Genomic DNA, 14,394 nt, shown 5'->3' on the forward strand with positions numbered 1-14,394 from the left:
GCGTCGGCTCCTGCGGCGTCAGCCGTGGAGGGCGGCGATCGACTCGGCGAGGGCCCGGGGCACGTCCGGTACGAGCAGGTGCCGCCCGTCGCGGACGATCTGCCGCCCGCCGGTCACGACATGCCGTACGTCCGCGGCCGTGGCCGCGAATACGGCCGTCTCGGCGGCCAGTTCGGGCCCTGGCCCCGCGGTGCGGACGGAGTCCAGCGCCACGGTGGTGAGGTCGGCGAGCGCTCCCGCCTCGATACGGCCGGCCTCGTGCCAGCCGAGGGCGGCGTGGCCGTCGGCGGTGGCGGCGCGCAGCAGTCGGGCGGCCGTCCAGTTGCCACGGCGGTGGGTGCGCAGCCGCTCGTCCAGCTCCATGGCGCGGGCCTCCTCCAGGAGGTCGATCACCGCGTGGCTGTCGCTGCCGAGGGAGAGCGGCGAGCCGGCGTCCTGGAGGGCGCGGGCGGGGCCGATGCCGTCGGCGAGGTCGCGCTCGGTGGTGGGGCACATGCACACCCCGGTGGCGGAGCCGCCGAGCAGCCGGACATCGCCGGGGGTGAGGTGGGTGGCGTGGACGGCCGTGGTGCGCGGGCCCAGTACGCCGTGGTCCGACAGCAGCGCGGTGGGCGTGAAGCCGTACGCCTCGACGCAGGCGTCGTTCTCGGCGGTCTGCTCGGAGAGGTGGACGTGCAGCGGGGCCTCGCGCTCCTCGGCCCAGGCGGCGACGGTCGCCAACTGCGCGGCGGGGACGGCGCGGACGGAGTGGACGGCGGCGCCGATCCTGGCGTGGCCCGCGGGCTTGAGCTCGGCGGCCCGCTCGGCCCAGGCGTCGGCGGTGCCGTCGGAGAAGCGGCGCTGGTGCCGGTTGGGCGGTTCGCCGAATCCGGAGGAGAGGTAGGCGGTGTCGAGGAGGGTGATGCGGATGCCGGCTTCCGCGGCGGCGGCGATCAGGGCCTCGCCCATGGCGTTGGGCCCGTCGTAGGGCGTGCCGCCCGGGGCGTGGTGGAGGTAGTGGAACTCGCCGACGCAGGTGATGCCGGCGAGCGCCATCTCGGCGTAGGCGGCGCGGGCGAGGGCGAAGTAGCTCTCGGGGGTGAGCCGGTCGGCGACGCCGTACATGACGTCGCGCCAGGTCCAGAACGTGCCCTCGCCGGCCTGCACGGTGCCGCGCAGGGCGCGGTGGAAGGCGTGGGAGTGGGCATTGGCCAGGCCCGGCAGGGTCAGCCCCCGCAGGGTCTCCGCTCCCGGCGGGGGCGTGGCGGTCCCCGTGCGGACGGCGGTGATCCGGCCGCCGTCCGGGTCCACGTCGATGGCCACGCCCGGCTCGACGCGGTCGCCGAGCCAGGCGTGCTCCGCCCAGTAGGTGGTGGTCACCGGCACGCGAGGCCCTCCAGTACGTCGGCGAGTGCGGTCACCCCGGCGAGGCAGTCGTCCTCGGCGGCCGTCTCGGCCGGCGAGTGGGAGACGCCGGTGGGGTTGCGTACGAACAGCATGGCGGTCGGGACGCTCGCGGAGAGGATTCCGGCGTCGTGTCCGGCCCCGGTCGGCAGGACGGGGACGCCGCCGAGCAGTCCGGCGAGCCGGTCGCGCAGGTCGTGGGCGAACTCGACGACGGGGGTGAACGACTCTCGGGTGACGCGCACCTCGACGCCGTCGCGCCGGCCGCGCTCGACGGCGGCGCGCTCGATCTCGCCGACGACCTCGGCGAGGGTCGCCTCGTCGGCGGCGCGGGAGTCCAGCCAGGCGCGGACCAGGGAGGCGATGGCGTTGACGCCGTTGGGCTCGACACCGACCTTGCCGAAGGTGGCGAGAGCACCGGCCAGCCGGGCCTTCTTGCGGGCGGCCAGCACGGTGTTGGCGTAGGTGAGCATCGGGTCGTGGCGGTCCTCGATGCGGGTGGTGCCCGCGTGGTTGGCCTCGCCGTGGAAGTCGAACCGCCAGCGTCCGTGCGGCCAGATCGCGGAGGCGACGCCGACGGGGTGGGGCGTCTCCGCCAGGGCGCGGCCCTGCTCGACATGGAGCTCCACGAACGCGCCGATGCGCGCGAGGCGTTCGGGGTCGGCCCCGATGGCCTCGGGGTCGTACCCGGCGCGCTCCATGGCCTGCGGCAGCGAGACGCCGTCGCCGTCGCGGAGCTTGTGGGCCGCCTCCACGGTGAGCTGCCCTGCGGTCAGCCGGGAGCCGACGCAGGCGAGCCCGAAGCGGGCGCCCTCCTCGTCGCCGAAGTTGACGACGGCGAGGGGCCGGGCGGGCCGGGCTCCGCGGGCGCGGAGCTCGTCGAGGGCGGCGAAGGAGGAGACGACGCCGAGCGGGCCGTCGAAGGCGCCGCCGTCCGGGACGGAGTCCAGGTGGGAGCCGGTGACGACGGCGTCCCCGGCGGCCGGGTCCCCCAGCCAGGCCCACTGGTTGCCGTTGCGGTCCACCTCGTAGTCGAGCCCGCGGGCCTTGGTCTGCGCCCGGAACCACTCGCGGCAGTCGGCGTCGGCCCCGGTCCAGGCGAAGCGGCGGTATCCGCCGCTCTCGGCGGCGCGCCCGATGGGCTGCAGGTCGGCCCACATCTCGTGGAACGAGGGCCCGCCGTTGGTGGGCGGCCGTTCACCGCCGTTGGTGGGCAGTCGTTCCGCATGGGCGGAACGGGTGGGCACCAACGGCGGTGCGGACGGCGACGGTGCTCCGCCCTCCGCGGCGGGCGCCGTGGCGCCCACGGCATCGTCGCCGGGTGCGGCCCGGTGGTCGCGGTGTGCCCACCCGTTCCGCCCTGCGGAACGACTGCCCACACCGCGAGGAGACTCGGTCACGAGTCGTCACCCTCCCGCATCGGAACGCGCACACCCCGGTCGGTCGCGACCGACTCCGCGATGTCATAGCCCGCGTCCACGTGCCGGATGACCCCCATCCCGGGGTCGTTCGTCAGCACCCGCCGGATCTTCTCGCCCGCCAGCGGCGTCCCGTCGGCGACCGTGACCTGGCCCGCGTGGATGGACCGGCCCATGCCGACACCACCCCCGTGGTGAATGGACACCCACGACGCCCCGGACGCCACATTGACCATCGCGTTCAGCAGCGGCCAGTCCGCGATCGCGTCCGACCCGTCGAGCATCGCCTCCGTCTCGCGGTACGGCGAGGCCACCGAGCCGCAGTCGAGGTGGTCGCGCCCGATGACGACCGGTGCGGACAGCTCGCCGCTCGCCACCATGTCGTTGAAGCGCTCGCCGGCGCGGTCCCGCTCGCCGTAGCCGAGCCAGCAGATGCGCGCGGGCAGGCCCTGGAAGTGGACGCGCTCGCCGGCCATCTTGATCCAGCGGGCGAGCGACTCGTTCTCGGGGAAGAGGTCGAGGATGGCCCGGTCGGTGGCGGCGATGTCCTTGGGGTCGCCGGAGAGCGCGGCCCAGCGGAAGGGGCCCTTGCCCTCGCAGAACAGCGGCCGGATGTAGGCGGGGACGAAGCCGGGGAAGTCGAAGGCCCGCTTGTAGCCCGCCAGTTGGGCCTCGCCGCGGATGGAGTTGCCGTAGTCGAAGACCTCGGCGCCCGCGTCCTGGAAGCCGACCATCGCCTCCACGTGCCGGGCCATCGACTCCCGCGCGCGGCGCGTGAAGTCGGCCGGATTCTCGGCCGCGTACGAGGCCATGTCGGCGAAGTCGACGCCGAGCGGCAGGTAGGCCAGCGGGTCGTGGGCGGACGTCTGGTCGGTGACGATGTCGATGGGCGCGTTCATCGCCAGCAGCTGCGGGAGGAGTTCGGCCGCGTTGCCGAGGACGCCGATGGACAGCGGACGCCGTGCGTCACGCGCCTCGACCGCCAACCGGAGGGCGTGGTCGAGGGAGTCGGCCTTCACGTCCAGGTAGCGGTGCTCGATGCGGCGCTCGATGGCGCGCGGGTCGCAGTCGATGCAGATCGCGACGCCGTCGTTCATGGTGACGGCGAGCGGCTGGGCGCCGCCCATGCCGCCGAGACCGGCGGTGAGGGTGATCGTCCCGGCCAGCGTCCCGTTGAACTTCTTGGCGGCGACCGCGGCGAACGTCTCGTACGTGCCCTGGAGGATGCCCTGGGTGCCGATGTAGATCCAGGAACCGGCGGTCATCTGGCCGTACATGGTGAGGCCGAGGTGCTCCAGGCGGCGGAACTCCTCCCAGTTGGCCCAGTCGCCGACGAGATTGGAGTTGGCGAGCAGGACGCGCGGGGCCCACTCGTGCGTCTGCATCACGCCGACCGGGCGGCCGGACTGCACGAGCATGGTCTCGTCCTGCTTGAGCGTCCGCAGGGTGCGGACCATCGCGTCGAAGGACCGCCAGTCACGGGCCGCCTTGCCCGTGCCGCCGTAGACGACGAGCTTGTCGGGGTGCTCGGCGACCTCGGGGTCGAGGTTGTTCTGCAGCATCCGCAGGGCGGCCTCCTGCTGCCATCCCAGGGCGCTGAGCCCGGTTCCTCGCGGCGCTCGCACGGGTCGCGGTCCTGACATGGGATGCCTCCCTGACACGGGATGAATAGAACACTGCACATATTGCGGTCGGTGAATAGCTCTAGTCAACAGCTCCGTGCGCCCCGTTCCGCACCCATGGCATACCCGTCCCGACGGTGGTGAAGTAGGCCCATGAGCCTCGTGGACGACGACCCGGACGGAACGGACCGGGCCGCGCGGCGGGACGCCGCCGTGCGGGCGGCGGTGGCGCAGGGCCTGGTGGACGAGCGGGAACCGGTCGTCGGCCTGCTGGACGTGGCCGGCATCCGCGCCTCGGCGGCCGCGCTGCGGGAGGCGTTCGCGGAAGTGCTCCCGGGGCACCCCGGCTCCGGCGGCGTGCTGCACGCCTTCGCCGTCAAGGCCGCCTCCCTCGTCCCCGTGCTGCGGCTGCTCGCCGACGAAGGGCTGGGCTGCGAGGTCGCCAGCCCCGGGGAGCTGGCCCTGGCGCGCGCGGCCGGGGTCCCCGCCGGGCGGATCGTGCTCGACTCCCCGGCCAAGACGGCCGCCGAGCTGCGCGAGGCGCTGGCGCTGGGCGTCGCGGTGAACGTGGACAGCCGCGCGGAGCTGGAGCGGCTGGACGCACTGGCCGGACCCGCGGGCCCGGCCACCGCGTCCGCGCTGGGGCTGCGCATCAACCCGCAGGTGGGCGGCGGCGCCATCGACGCGATGAGCACGGCCACGGAGACCTCGAAGTTCGGGGTGGCGCTGCGCGACCCCGGCGCCCGCGCCTGGCTGCTGGACGCGCACGTACGACGGCCGTGGCTGACCCGGCTGCACGCCCACGTCGGCTCGCAGGGCTGCCCGCTGGAGCTGATGGCCGAGGGCGTGCGGATCGTCTACGAACTGGCCGAGGAGATCAACGAGGTCGCCGGGCGCCGGCAGATCGACACCCTGGACATCGGCGGCGGGCTGCCCGTCAACTTCGCCTCCGACGAGACCGTCCCCGGCCACCGGGAGTACGCCCGCCTCCTCGCCGCCACGGTGCCGGGCCTCTTCGACGGGCGCTACGGCCTGGTCACCGAGTTCGGCCGGTCGCTGACGGCGAAGAACGGCATGGTGGTGGCCCGCGTCGAGTACGCCAAATCGGCCGGGGGACGCAGGATCGCGGTGACGCACGCGGGCGCGCAGGTGGCCGCGCGCACCGTCTTCGCGCCCGGGACCTGGCCACTGCGGGTGGCCGCGTACGACGCGCACGGGCTGCCGAAGGCGGGCGGGCCGGTGCCGCAGGACGTCGCGGGGCCGTGCTGCTTCGCGGGCGACCTGGTCGCCGTGGACCGGGAGCTGCCGCCACTGGCGGCGGGCGACCACATCGCGCTGCTGGACACGGGCGCGTACTGCTTCTCCACCCACTTCGCCTACAACACCCTGCCGCGGCCCGGGATCCACGGCTGGCTGGAGGCGCCCGACGGGCGGGTGCGCTTCGTCCCCGTGCGGGCCCCGCAGACCCTCGGCGAGCTCGTCGCGGAGAGCGGCGGGGCGCACGCGGACGGGCTCAGCGCGCTGCGCTGACCCCCGCGCGGGCCGCCGTGCGGCGGGCCCCGCCCGGGGCGGCGTCGCCCGCCGCGAGCCCCGTCGTCAGATACCCGCGCACGCCCTTGGCCGCGGGGCTGCCCTTCGCCCACTCGGTGCGCACCCACAGCAGGCCGCCGGCCTTCCGCTCCAGGCCGCCCAGCCAGTGGGCCTTGGCCCACAGGCCCGCGCCCAGCCCGGCGAGCAGCATGCCGCCGGCGGCCGGGAGGACGAACGAGGAGGCCACGGCCACGGGGAAGGCGAGCGCCAGCCGGCCGCGGCGGGCGCGGCGCCAGAGGCGGGCGGTCACGGCGCGGTCCTGGAGGAAGACGGACCGGCCGGCCCGGGAGGCGCCGCGGACGAGGTCCGCGTAGCGCCGGCGGCGGGCGGCGAACGCGACGGCCGCCGCCGCCAGGAACAGCACCGCCCCGGCCAGGACGCCGATCCGGCGCCCCGTCAGCCCCGGGACCGCCGCCCCGATCCCCGCCGCCAGGACCCCCGGCCACCACAGCCAGCGGACCGGAGCCCGCACGATCACCGTCACCCGCGCCACCGCGTGGCCTCCACGCCCTCCGCACCCCATGCCGAAACCTCCTCACACCGGCTGATTCCAGGCGCAGGGTAGCGAGCGAATCTGAGGAGGTCCTGAGAACGGCGTGAGTGCTACCTCGGTATGAGGCCGGCCTTGGCTCCCCCGTACGACGTGCGCGCCACGCACGGCGGGCTACGTTTCGCCCCGTCGGGTCGAGCGGGAGGGTGGTACGGGGATGCCGGTGGACGGGCGGGCGTTGCGACGGCGGGCGCTGGTGGCGGTGGTGGCGCTGGCGTTGACGGGGGTGCTGAGCGCGTTCGGCGGGACGCCGGAGGCGGGGGCGGCGGGGCCGCGGCCGACGACGGCGGTGCGGTGCGGCTGACGGGGAGGGTCACTCCACGAACAACCCCCGCGCCACCGCCCTCGCGTCGAACTCCTCCAGCCGCGCCTGCGCATCCGGCAACGCATCGCACATCGCCTCCAGCAGCACCCGTCCCAACAGCATCGGCGCACAGGCCGTGTCGAAGGCCAGCCCCGTCCCGACGGCGGCGGGCAGCAGCAGATCGCTGTGGCGGGCCACGGGCGCGAACGTGGAGTCCGCGACCGTGACGACCGTCAGGCCCGCCCCCCGCGCGTACTCCAACGCCTCGACGACCTCCCGCGGATGCCGCGGCAGCGCGAAGCACAGCAGGGCGCTCGCCCCGGCCCGTACCGCCCCGTCGACGCGGTCGACGAGCAGCGAGCCGCCCTCGTCGAGGAGCCGCACGTCGGGGTGGACCTTGCGGGCGAAGTAGGCGAAGCCGCCCGCCTGGGCGGTCGCGGCGCGCAGGCCGAGGACCGGCAGCGGGCGGGACGCGGCGAGCAGCCGCCCGGCCCGCACCACCGGCGCGGGATCGGCGAGCACGGACGCGAGGTGCCGCAGGTTGTCGATCTCGGCGTGGACCGCCTGCTGGTACTCGTTGTACGCACCGGACTCCGCCACCGGCCCGCCCGGCACCGCCTCGCGCAGATGGCGACGGAGCGCCGGGTAGCCGTCGAAGCCGAGGGCGACCGCGAAGCGGGTCACCGACGGCTGGCTGACGCCGGCGAGCTCCGCCAGTTCCACGCTGGAGAGGAAGGGCGCGTCGGCGGCCCGGCGCACCATGCAGTGGGCGATGCGCCGCTGGGTGGGCGTCAGCCGGTGGCCCTCGAAGAGCTTCTGCAGCCGCGCCGTGGCCTCCGGCGCCCCACCGGTTTCCGTCATCGGCTCTCCATTCATCGACCGCCGTTCCTGCATGAAATTATGCAGCCGATGAAGCGGTCGCTCACACCGGCGGCAGCAGCTTCTTCTGCGGCTTGCCCATCGCGTTGCGCGGCAACGCCTCCAGGAAGCGCACCCGCCGGGGCCGCTTGTGGACGGACAGCCGCCCGGCGACGAAGTCGATCAGCGCCTGCTCGCCGACCCCGTCGGCCACCACATAGGCGACGATCTCCTGCCCGAGGTCGTCGTGCGGCACGCCCACGACGGCGGCCTCGGCGACGGCCGGGTGGTCGAGCAGCGCGTTCTCCACCTCGCCCGCCCCGATCCGGTAGCCGCCGGACTTGATGAGGTCGGTGGAGGCGCGGCCGACGATGCGGTGCGTCCCGTCGTCCTCGATGGCGGCGATGTCGCCGGTGCGGAACCAGCCGTCGGCGGTGAGCGCCTCGGCGGTGGCCTCCGGCCGGTTCAGGTAACCGGCGAAGAGCGTCGGCCCGGACACCTCCAACTCCCCGATTCCGCCGCCCTCTTCGACGGCGGCCAGCCGCGTCCGGGTGCCCGGCAGTGGTACGCCGACACAGCCCGGCCGGCGCTCGCCGTCGGCCCGGGCGGCGACCGTGATCAGCGTCTCGGTCATGCCGTACCGCTCGACGGGGCGCTGCCCGGTGAGCGCCTCCAGGTCGCGGAAGACCGGCGCGGGCAGCGCGGCGCTCCCGGACACCAGCAGCCGGGCCCCGGCGAGGGCACGCGCGGAGGCGGGGTCGCGGACGACACGGGACCACACGGTCGGCACGCCGAAGTACAGGCTGCCGCCCGCGGCGGCGTACGCCTCGGGGGTGGGCCGCCCGGTGTGCACCAGCCGGCAGCCGGTGCGCAGCGCGCCCAGCACGCCGAGGACCAGGCCGTGCACATGGAACAGCGGCAGCCCGTGGACGAGCGTGTCCTCGGCGGTCCACTGCCAGGCCTCGGCGAGGCCGTCGAGACCGGCCGCGACGGCGCCGCGCGGTATCAGCACGCCCTTGGGGGCGCCGGTCGTGCCGGAGGTGTAGAGGACGAACGCCGTTGTCCCCGGCTCCGGTTCGGCTCCGGACCAGGCGGCCCGCTCCCGGAGATCGACCGGCAGGCCGACGCCCTCGTCCCCGGCGGCGCCGAGGACGAGCTCGGCGCCGGAGTCCCCGATGATGTGGTCCCGTTCCACCGGCCCCGCGTCCGGCGGCAGCGGCACCACGGGCACACCGGCGAGCAGCCCGCCGACCACGGCGGCCACCGTCTCGGCCGTCGCCGTGGCCCGTACGGCGACGGAGGACGCCCCGGCGATCCGGGCCGCGACGGCGCCGGCGGCACCGAGCAGCTCCTCGCGGGAGAGGGACCGGCCCGCGACGGACAGGGCGTCCGGCCGGTCGGTCCCGGTGAACGGCAGCAGTGGTTGCGGTGCGGTCACGGACGTCTCCTTCCACGGGGCCCGCGGGAGGGGCGGCCCCACTGCGGATACGGGTGCTGGCCCCACTGACGCGGGGCCCGCAGCGACCGTACCGTTACCGCCATGACCGGCCATGACCCAGACCTCGAGAAGGAACTCGACGCGACCCTGCAGACCCGTAAGGAGCTGGGGTCGGAGTACGAGGCGGAGCTCGTCGACTCCTTCCTGGAGAAGGTGGAGCGGAAAGTCGACAACACCGTGGACCAGCGGATGCGGCGGCTGGCGGCGGAGCAGCAGATGGCGGCGGCGCGGGGCGATTCCCCGGCGCGGGCCGGGGAGTTCGGCACCTTCGGCGAACGCTTCGGGTTCGCGATCGTGTCGCTGGTGCTGGCGATACCGCTGACCGCGATAGCGGTGGCGCAGGCGGGGCTGCTGGGGCTGGTGGTGGCGTGGGCGGGGATCGTGGGGGTGAACGTGGTGCAGGTGTCGCGCGGGTTCCCCTGGCAGCGGCAGTGAAACGCCGGACGGGCCGCACCGGTCTGTCCGGCATCTGAAGACAAACCCCCGCGCAGAGGCCGCCGCACCCCGGCCGACCGGCCGGGGTCGGGACGGCGGCGACCCCCACGGACGGACGCGGAACGAACCCGCGTCCGGACGGCCAGGGAGTCCGGGAGCCGCTCCGGAGATCCACGCCGTCGCACCGAGGCACCGCACCGGACGCTCTCCGTCCGCGCGGCACCCCTTCACTATGCGGGGCCCGTGTTAAGTCCGTGCTGCCATCACGTGACGCATACGTACCTTTTACGGGTCACGGGCCCCCTCGCACCGCACGCGTCACTTCGCGCCGTTGCTGCCCTCCGCCAGGAACGCCAGCAGGTCCTGACGGCTCACCACACCGGTCGGCTTGCCCTCGACCAGGACGATCGCGGCGTCCGCCTCGCCGAGCACGGCCATCAGGTCGCCGACCGGCTCGCCCGAGCCGACCTGCGGCAGCGGGGCGCACATGTGCTTCTCCAGCGGGTCGGAGAGCGAGGCCCGCTTGGTGAACAGCGCGTCCAGCAGCTCGCGTTCGACGACCGAGCCGATGACCTCGGCGGCCATCACGTCCGGGTGACCGGCGCCCGGCTTGACGATCGGCATCTGGGAGACGCCGTACTCGCGGAGCACCTCGATGGCCTCGCCGACCGTCTCCTCGGGGTGCATGTGCACCAGGGACGGCAGTTCGCCGTCCTTGCGGCGCAGCACGTCGGCGACGCGGGCCTCGTCGCTGGCCTCCTCCAGGAAGCCGTAGTCCGCCATCCACTCGTCGTTGAAGATCTTGCTCAGGTAGCCGCGGCCGCTGTCCGGGAGCAGCACGACCACCACGTCGTCCTCGGTCAGCCGCTCGGCCAGGCGCAGTGCGCTGACGACCGCCATACCGCAGGAGCCGCCGACGAGCAGGCCCTCCTCGCGGGCGAGGCGGCGGGTCATCTGGAAGGCGTCCTTGTCGGAGACGGCGATGATCTCGTCGGTCACCGTGCCGTCGTAGGCGGTCGGCCAGAAGTCCTCGCCGACGCCCTCGATCAGGTACGGACGGCCGGAGCCGCCGCTGTAGACGGAGCCCTCCGGGTCCGAGCCGACGACCTTGACGCGGCCGTCGCTGACCTCCTTCAGGTAGCGGCCGGTGCCGCTGATGGTGCCGCCGGTGCCGACGCCCGCGACGAAGTGGGTGATCTTCCCCTCCGTCTGCTCCCAGACCTCCGGACCGGTGGAGTAGTAGTGCGACAGCGGGTTGTTCTGGTTGCTGTACTGGTCCGGCTTCCAGGCGTTCGGGATCTCATGGACGAGGCGGTCGGAGACGTTGTAGTAGGAGTCCGGGTGCTCCGGGTCGACGGCGGTCGGGCAGACCACGACCTCCGCGCCGTACGCCCGCAGCACGTTGATCTTGTCCTGGGACACCTTGTCGGGGCACACGAAGACGCACTTGTACCCCTTCTGCTGGGCCACCATCGCCAGGCCGACACCGGTGTTGCCGGAGGTGGGCTCGACGATCGTGCCGCCCGGCTTGAGTTCGCCGGACTTCTCCGCGGCCTCGATCATCCGCACGGCGATGCGGTCCTTCACCGAACCGCCGGGGTTGAAGTACTCGACCTTGGCCAACACGGTGGCCTTTATGCCTTCGGTCACGCTGTTGAGCTTCACCAGCGGCGTGTTGCCAATGAGCTCGATCATCGAATCGTGATACTGCACGGTGATCTCCGCGGTCGGGGGCACTAGCGGTTCGTCGCGTGCCCGTACGACCAGCCTATTCGGCCGAATGGCGGTCCGGCGGCCCTCGCCGCGCGTTGCGGCCGCCCCCGCTCGGGGCACGTACGTATCAGCACGGTCGGGCACAGGGTGCGGCACACGGTGCACCGCGCTCGCGGAGCGGGAGGAGACCCGCCTTATGTCCATGTCGAGGGCGAGGGCCGCCCGGCGCATCGCCGCCGCGGCGGCATACGGAGGCGGCGGCATCGGTCTGCTGGGGGGCGCGGCACTGGGGCTGCTGCTCACCGAGGTGGCGCTGGCCAGGAGGGTTGTCGGCGGCAACCACGACACGCCGCCGCAGGCGGACGGGCGGTACGGCTCCTCGTTCGTGCACGGGCCCGGCCGCGAGCCGCTGGTGCTCGGCATGCTGGGCGACTCCACGGCCGCCGGCAAGGGGGTGCACCGGCCCCGGCAGACGCCGGGGGCACTGCTCGCCACGGGGCTGGCGGCGGTGGCGGAGCGGCCGGTGGACCTGCGCAACGTGGCGCTCTCCGGGGCGCAGTCCTACGACCTGGAGCGGCAGGTCACGCTTCTTCTGTCAGGTCCGGGGCAGTCCCCCGACGTCTGCGTGATCATGATCGGGGCCAATGACGTCACCCACCGGGTGCCGGCCGCCCAGTCGGTGCGGCTGCTGTCGGAGGCGGTCCGCAGACTGCGGGACGCGGGGTGCGAGGTCGTCGTGGGCACCTGCCCCGACCTCGGCACGATCGAGCCGGTCTACCAGCCGCTGCGCTGGCTGGCCCGGCGGCTGAGCCGGCAGCTGGCGGCGGCGCAGACGATAGGGGTGCTGGAGGCGGGGGGCCGCACGGTGTCGCTGGGCGACCTGCTCGGCCCGGAGTTCGCCTCGAACCCGCGGGAGCTGTTCGGCCCGGACAACTACCACCCCTCGGCGGAGGGCTACGCCACGGCCGCGATGGCCGTGCTGCCCACGCTGTGCGCGGCGCTCGGCCTGTGGCCGGAGGACGAGGAACGGCCGGACGCGACGCGCCGCGAGGGGATCCTGCCGGTGGCCCACGCGGCGGCGCGGGCCGCGGCGGAGGGCGGCGCGGAGGTGTCCGTGGCGCGGGGCCGGTGGGCGCTGCTCAAGTACCGCCGACGGCGGCAGCTGCCGGCCCCCGAGGGACCGGAGGGCGGCCCGGAGGGCCCGGAGGACGGGGGGCCGGCGCGGCATGGGGCGTGGAACCGGGTGGGGCGCTGACCTCCGGTGGGCACCGGGGTTTGTTGCCCCTGGCCCGCCCTTTCACCGTTTCTTCCGGGGAGACCCCGGACCCCATTCGCCCTTCGGGCGAAGTCCTCAAGCGCCGGACGGGCTGTTCAGCCCGTCCGGCGCTTGAGGACACCCGCGCGGAGCGCAAGGAAACGGTGAAAGGGCGGGCCAGGGCAACACCCCCCACCGCCACCCCCACGCGCGACACTGGAAGCCACCCCGCAAAAAGGCCCCCGCCGCATGAGGCCCGCATCACAGGCCCACCCCCGTGACCCGGCACCTTACGTGCGGGTAACTTCACCGGAGCCGAGCCAGCCAAGCCAAGCCGCAGCGCCAGGAGCCGTGATGCCCGAAGCCGTGATCGTCTCTACCGCCCGCTCCCCCATCGGCCGGGCCTTCAAGGGTTCGCTGAAGGACCTGCGTCCCGACGACCTCACCGCCACGATCATCCGGGCCGCGCTCGACAAGGTCCCGGGCCTCGACCCGCGCGACATCGACGACCTGATGCTCGGCTGCGGCATGCCCGGCGGCGAGCAGGGCCACAACCTGGCGCGGATCGTCGCCGTGCAGATGGGCATGGACCACCTGCCCGCCACCACGATCACCCGGTACTGCGCCTCCTCCCTCCAGACCTCGCGCATGGCCTTCCACGCGATCAAGGCGGGCGAGGGCGACGTGTTCCTCTCGGCGGGCGTCGAGATGGTCTCGCGGACCGTCAACGGCTCCTCGGACGGCATGCCCGGCACCCACAACCCGGTCTTCGCCGAGGCGGAGGCCCGTACCGCCGCCCGCGCCGAGCAGGGCGGCGAGGGCTGGCACGACCCGCGCGAGGACGGCCTCGTCCCGGACGCGTACATCGCGATGGGGCAGACCGCGGAGAACCTCGCCCGGCTCAAGGGCGTCACCCGCCAGGAGATGGACGAGTTCGGCGTCCGCTCGCAGAACCTCGCCGAGGAGGCCATCCGCAAGGGCTTCTGGGAGCGCGAGATCACCCCGGTGACCACCCCGGACGGCACGGTCGTCAGCAAGGACGACGGCCCGCGCGCCGGTGTGACGCTGGAGGGGGTCCAGGGCCTCAAGCCCGCGTTCCGCCCCGACGGCCTGATCACGGCGGGCAACTGCTGCCCGCTCAACGACGGCGCGGCCGCGGTCGTGATCATGTCGGACACCAAGGCCCGGGAGCTCGGCCTGACCCCGCTCGCCCGGATCGTCTCCACCGGTGTCTCGGCGCTCTCGCCCGAGATCATGGGCTACGGGCCGGTCGAGGCGAGCCGGCAGGCGCTGAAGCGGGCCGGGATGACCATCGGCGACATCGACCTGGTCGAGATCAACGAGGCGTTCGCGGCCCAGGTGATCCCGTCCTACCGGGACCTCGGCATCGACCTCGACAGGCTCAACGTCAACGGCGGGGCCATCGCCGTGGGCCACCCCTTCGGCATGACCGGCGCGCGGCTCACCGGCACGCTCGTCAACTCGCTCCAGTTCCACGACAAGCAGTTCGCGCTGGAGACGATGTGCGTGGGCGGCGGCCAGGGCATGGCGATGGTGCTGGAGCGGCTGAGCTGAGCGGCTGAGCCGAGCGCCCGGGCGGCGGGCCTCAGGTGAACCCGCCGAACCCCTGTTCCCGTTCGTGACCCAATCTCCCCCAGGATGTGACCAACGTCCCGGGGGAGATTCGTTTCCCCAGGTCAGATATGTTGAAGCAACAACCTCCGGGCCCTAAGTCCCGCCGGTTTCATGACGTTTTGCACTGGGGGCA

Annotated in this window: 12 protein-coding genes; 5 read left to right on the forward strand and 7 right to left on the reverse strand. The window is 74.0% G+C overall.

Features of this window, described 5'->3' with window-relative positions:
* Window positions 1-18: 18 nt before the first annotated feature.
* The 3 genes from AB8735_RS16190 to hutU form a co-directional block, all read right to left on the reverse strand.
* A complete protein-coding gene (locus AB8735_RS16190; RefSeq protein ID WP_372408077.1) occupies window positions 19-1,365 on the reverse strand; it encodes a formimidoylglutamate deiminase in 1,347 nt (448 codons plus the stop codon).
* Window positions 1,356-2,543, reverse strand: a complete 1,188-nt coding sequence (locus AB8735_RS16195) for an allantoate amidohydrolase (protein WP_372411856.1) — start codon at window positions 2,541-2,543, stop codon at window positions 1,356-1,358. Before AB8735_RS16195 ends, AB8735_RS16190 begins: the two co-directional genes overlap by 10 nt.
* Before the next feature lie 236 nt (window positions 2,544-2,779).
* Complete coding sequence (gene hutU, locus AB8735_RS16200; protein ID WP_372408079.1) at window positions 2,780-4,444, reverse strand: urocanate hydratase; 1,665 nt, start codon at window positions 4,442-4,444, stop codon at window positions 2,780-2,782.
* Between the two features lie 132 nt (window positions 4,445-4,576).
* Between hutU and AB8735_RS16205 the strand changes: the two genes are divergently transcribed.
* Complete coding sequence (locus AB8735_RS16205; protein ID WP_372408080.1) at window positions 4,577-5,953, forward strand: diaminopimelate decarboxylase; 1,377 nt, start codon at window positions 4,577-4,579, stop codon at window positions 5,951-5,953.
* Here the strand turns inward: AB8735_RS16205 and AB8735_RS16210 are convergent.
* Window positions 5,937-6,536 (reverse strand): hypothetical protein, encoded by a 600-nt coding sequence (locus AB8735_RS16210; protein WP_372408081.1) that lies wholly within the window; start codon window positions 6,534-6,536, stop codon window positions 5,937-5,939. The two genes, AB8735_RS16205 and AB8735_RS16210, sit on opposite strands and share 17 nt — an antisense overlap.
* 184 nt (window positions 6,537-6,720) lie before the next feature.
* Between AB8735_RS16210 and AB8735_RS16215 the strand changes: the two genes are divergently transcribed.
* The gene (locus AB8735_RS16215) at window positions 6,721-6,867 is read left to right on the forward strand and encodes a hypothetical protein (RefSeq protein WP_372408082.1); all 147 of its coding nucleotides are present in this window, start codon (window positions 6,721-6,723) and stop codon (window positions 6,865-6,867) included.
* 9 nt (window positions 6,868-6,876) lie between these two features.
* Here the strand turns inward: AB8735_RS16215 and AB8735_RS16220 are convergent, their stop codons facing one another.
* Window positions 6,877-7,728: a MurR/RpiR family transcriptional regulator gene (locus AB8735_RS16220; protein WP_344033267.1), complete on the reverse strand. Its 852-nt coding sequence runs from the start codon at window positions 7,726-7,728 to the stop codon at window positions 6,877-6,879.
* A gap of 61 nt (window positions 7,729-7,789) precedes the next feature.
* On the reverse strand, window positions 7,790-9,163 hold the full coding sequence (locus AB8735_RS16225) for an AMP-binding protein (RefSeq protein ID WP_344033265.1): 1,374 nt from the start codon (window positions 9,161-9,163) through the stop codon (window positions 7,790-7,792).
* Window positions 9,164-9,265: 102 nt separating this feature from the next.
* On the opposite strand from AB8735_RS16225, the gene AB8735_RS16230 reads away from it, so the two are divergent.
* On the forward strand, window positions 9,266-9,658 hold the full coding sequence (locus AB8735_RS16230; protein ID WP_344033263.1) for a hypothetical protein: 393 nt from the start codon (window positions 9,266-9,268) through the stop codon (window positions 9,656-9,658).
* A 318-nt stretch (window positions 9,659-9,976) separates the two neighbouring features.
* On the opposite strand, the gene AB8735_RS16235 is transcribed toward AB8735_RS16230, so the two are convergent.
* Window positions 9,977-11,371 carry a cystathionine beta-synthase gene (locus AB8735_RS16235; RefSeq protein ID WP_372408084.1) on the reverse strand — a complete coding sequence of 465 codons (1,395 nt, stop codon included), beginning with the start codon at window positions 11,369-11,371 and terminating at the stop codon, window positions 9,977-9,979.
* Between the two features lie 196 nt (window positions 11,372-11,567).
* Here AB8735_RS16235 and AB8735_RS16240 point away from each other — a divergent pair, with 196 nt between their 5' ends.
* The gene (locus AB8735_RS16240) at window positions 11,568-12,626 is read left to right on the forward strand and encodes an SGNH/GDSL hydrolase family protein (RefSeq protein WP_344033259.1); all 1,059 of its coding nucleotides are present in this window, start codon (window positions 11,568-11,570) and stop codon (window positions 12,624-12,626) included.
* A gap of 354 nt (window positions 12,627-12,980) precedes the next feature.
* Complete coding sequence (locus AB8735_RS16245) at window positions 12,981-14,201, forward strand: acetyl-CoA C-acetyltransferase (protein ID WP_372408085.1); 1,221 nt, start codon at window positions 12,981-12,983, stop codon at window positions 14,199-14,201.
* Window positions 14,202-14,394: the final 193 nt, after the last annotated feature.

The organism is Streptomyces luteireticuli (assembly GCF_041519305.1).
GTDB lineage: Bacteria > Actinomycetota > Actinomycetes > Streptomycetales > Streptomycetaceae > Streptomyces > Streptomyces luteireticuli.

Excerpts from the sequence above, each read along its gene's own strand:
- AB8735_RS16240 (WP_344033259.1), top strand. The coding sequence starts at position 11,568 with ATGTCCATGTCGAGGGCGAGGGCCGCCCGGCGCATCGCCGCCGCGGCG.
- AB8735_RS16230 (WP_344033263.1), top strand. The coding sequence starts at position 9,266 with ATGACCGGCCATGACCCAGACCTCGAGAAGGAACTCGACGCGACCCTG.
- AB8735_RS16195 (WP_372411856.1), bottom strand. The coding sequence starts at position 2,543 with ATGTGGGCCGACCTGCAGCCCATCGGGCGCGCCGCCGAGAGCGGCGGA.
- AB8735_RS16205 (WP_372408080.1), top strand. The coding sequence starts at position 4,577 with ATGAGCCTCGTGGACGACGACCCGGACGGAACGGACCGGGCCGCGCGG.
- hutU (WP_372408079.1), bottom strand. The coding sequence starts at position 4,444 with ATGTCAGGACCGCGACCCGTGCGAGCGCCGCGAGGAACCGGGCTCAGC.
- AB8735_RS16215 (WP_372408082.1), top strand. The coding sequence starts at position 6,721 with ATGCCGGTGGACGGGCGGGCGTTGCGACGGCGGGCGCTGGTGGCGGTG.
- AB8735_RS16210 (WP_372408081.1), bottom strand. The coding sequence starts at position 6,536 with ATGGGGTGCGGAGGGCGTGGAGGCCACGCGGTGGCGCGGGTGACGGTG.
- AB8735_RS16220 (WP_344033267.1), bottom strand. The coding sequence starts at position 7,728 with ATGACGGAAACCGGTGGGGCGCCGGAGGCCACGGCGCGGCTGCAGAAG.
- AB8735_RS16245 (WP_372408085.1), top strand. The coding sequence starts at position 12,981 with ATGCCCGAAGCCGTGATCGTCTCTACCGCCCGCTCCCCCATCGGCCGG.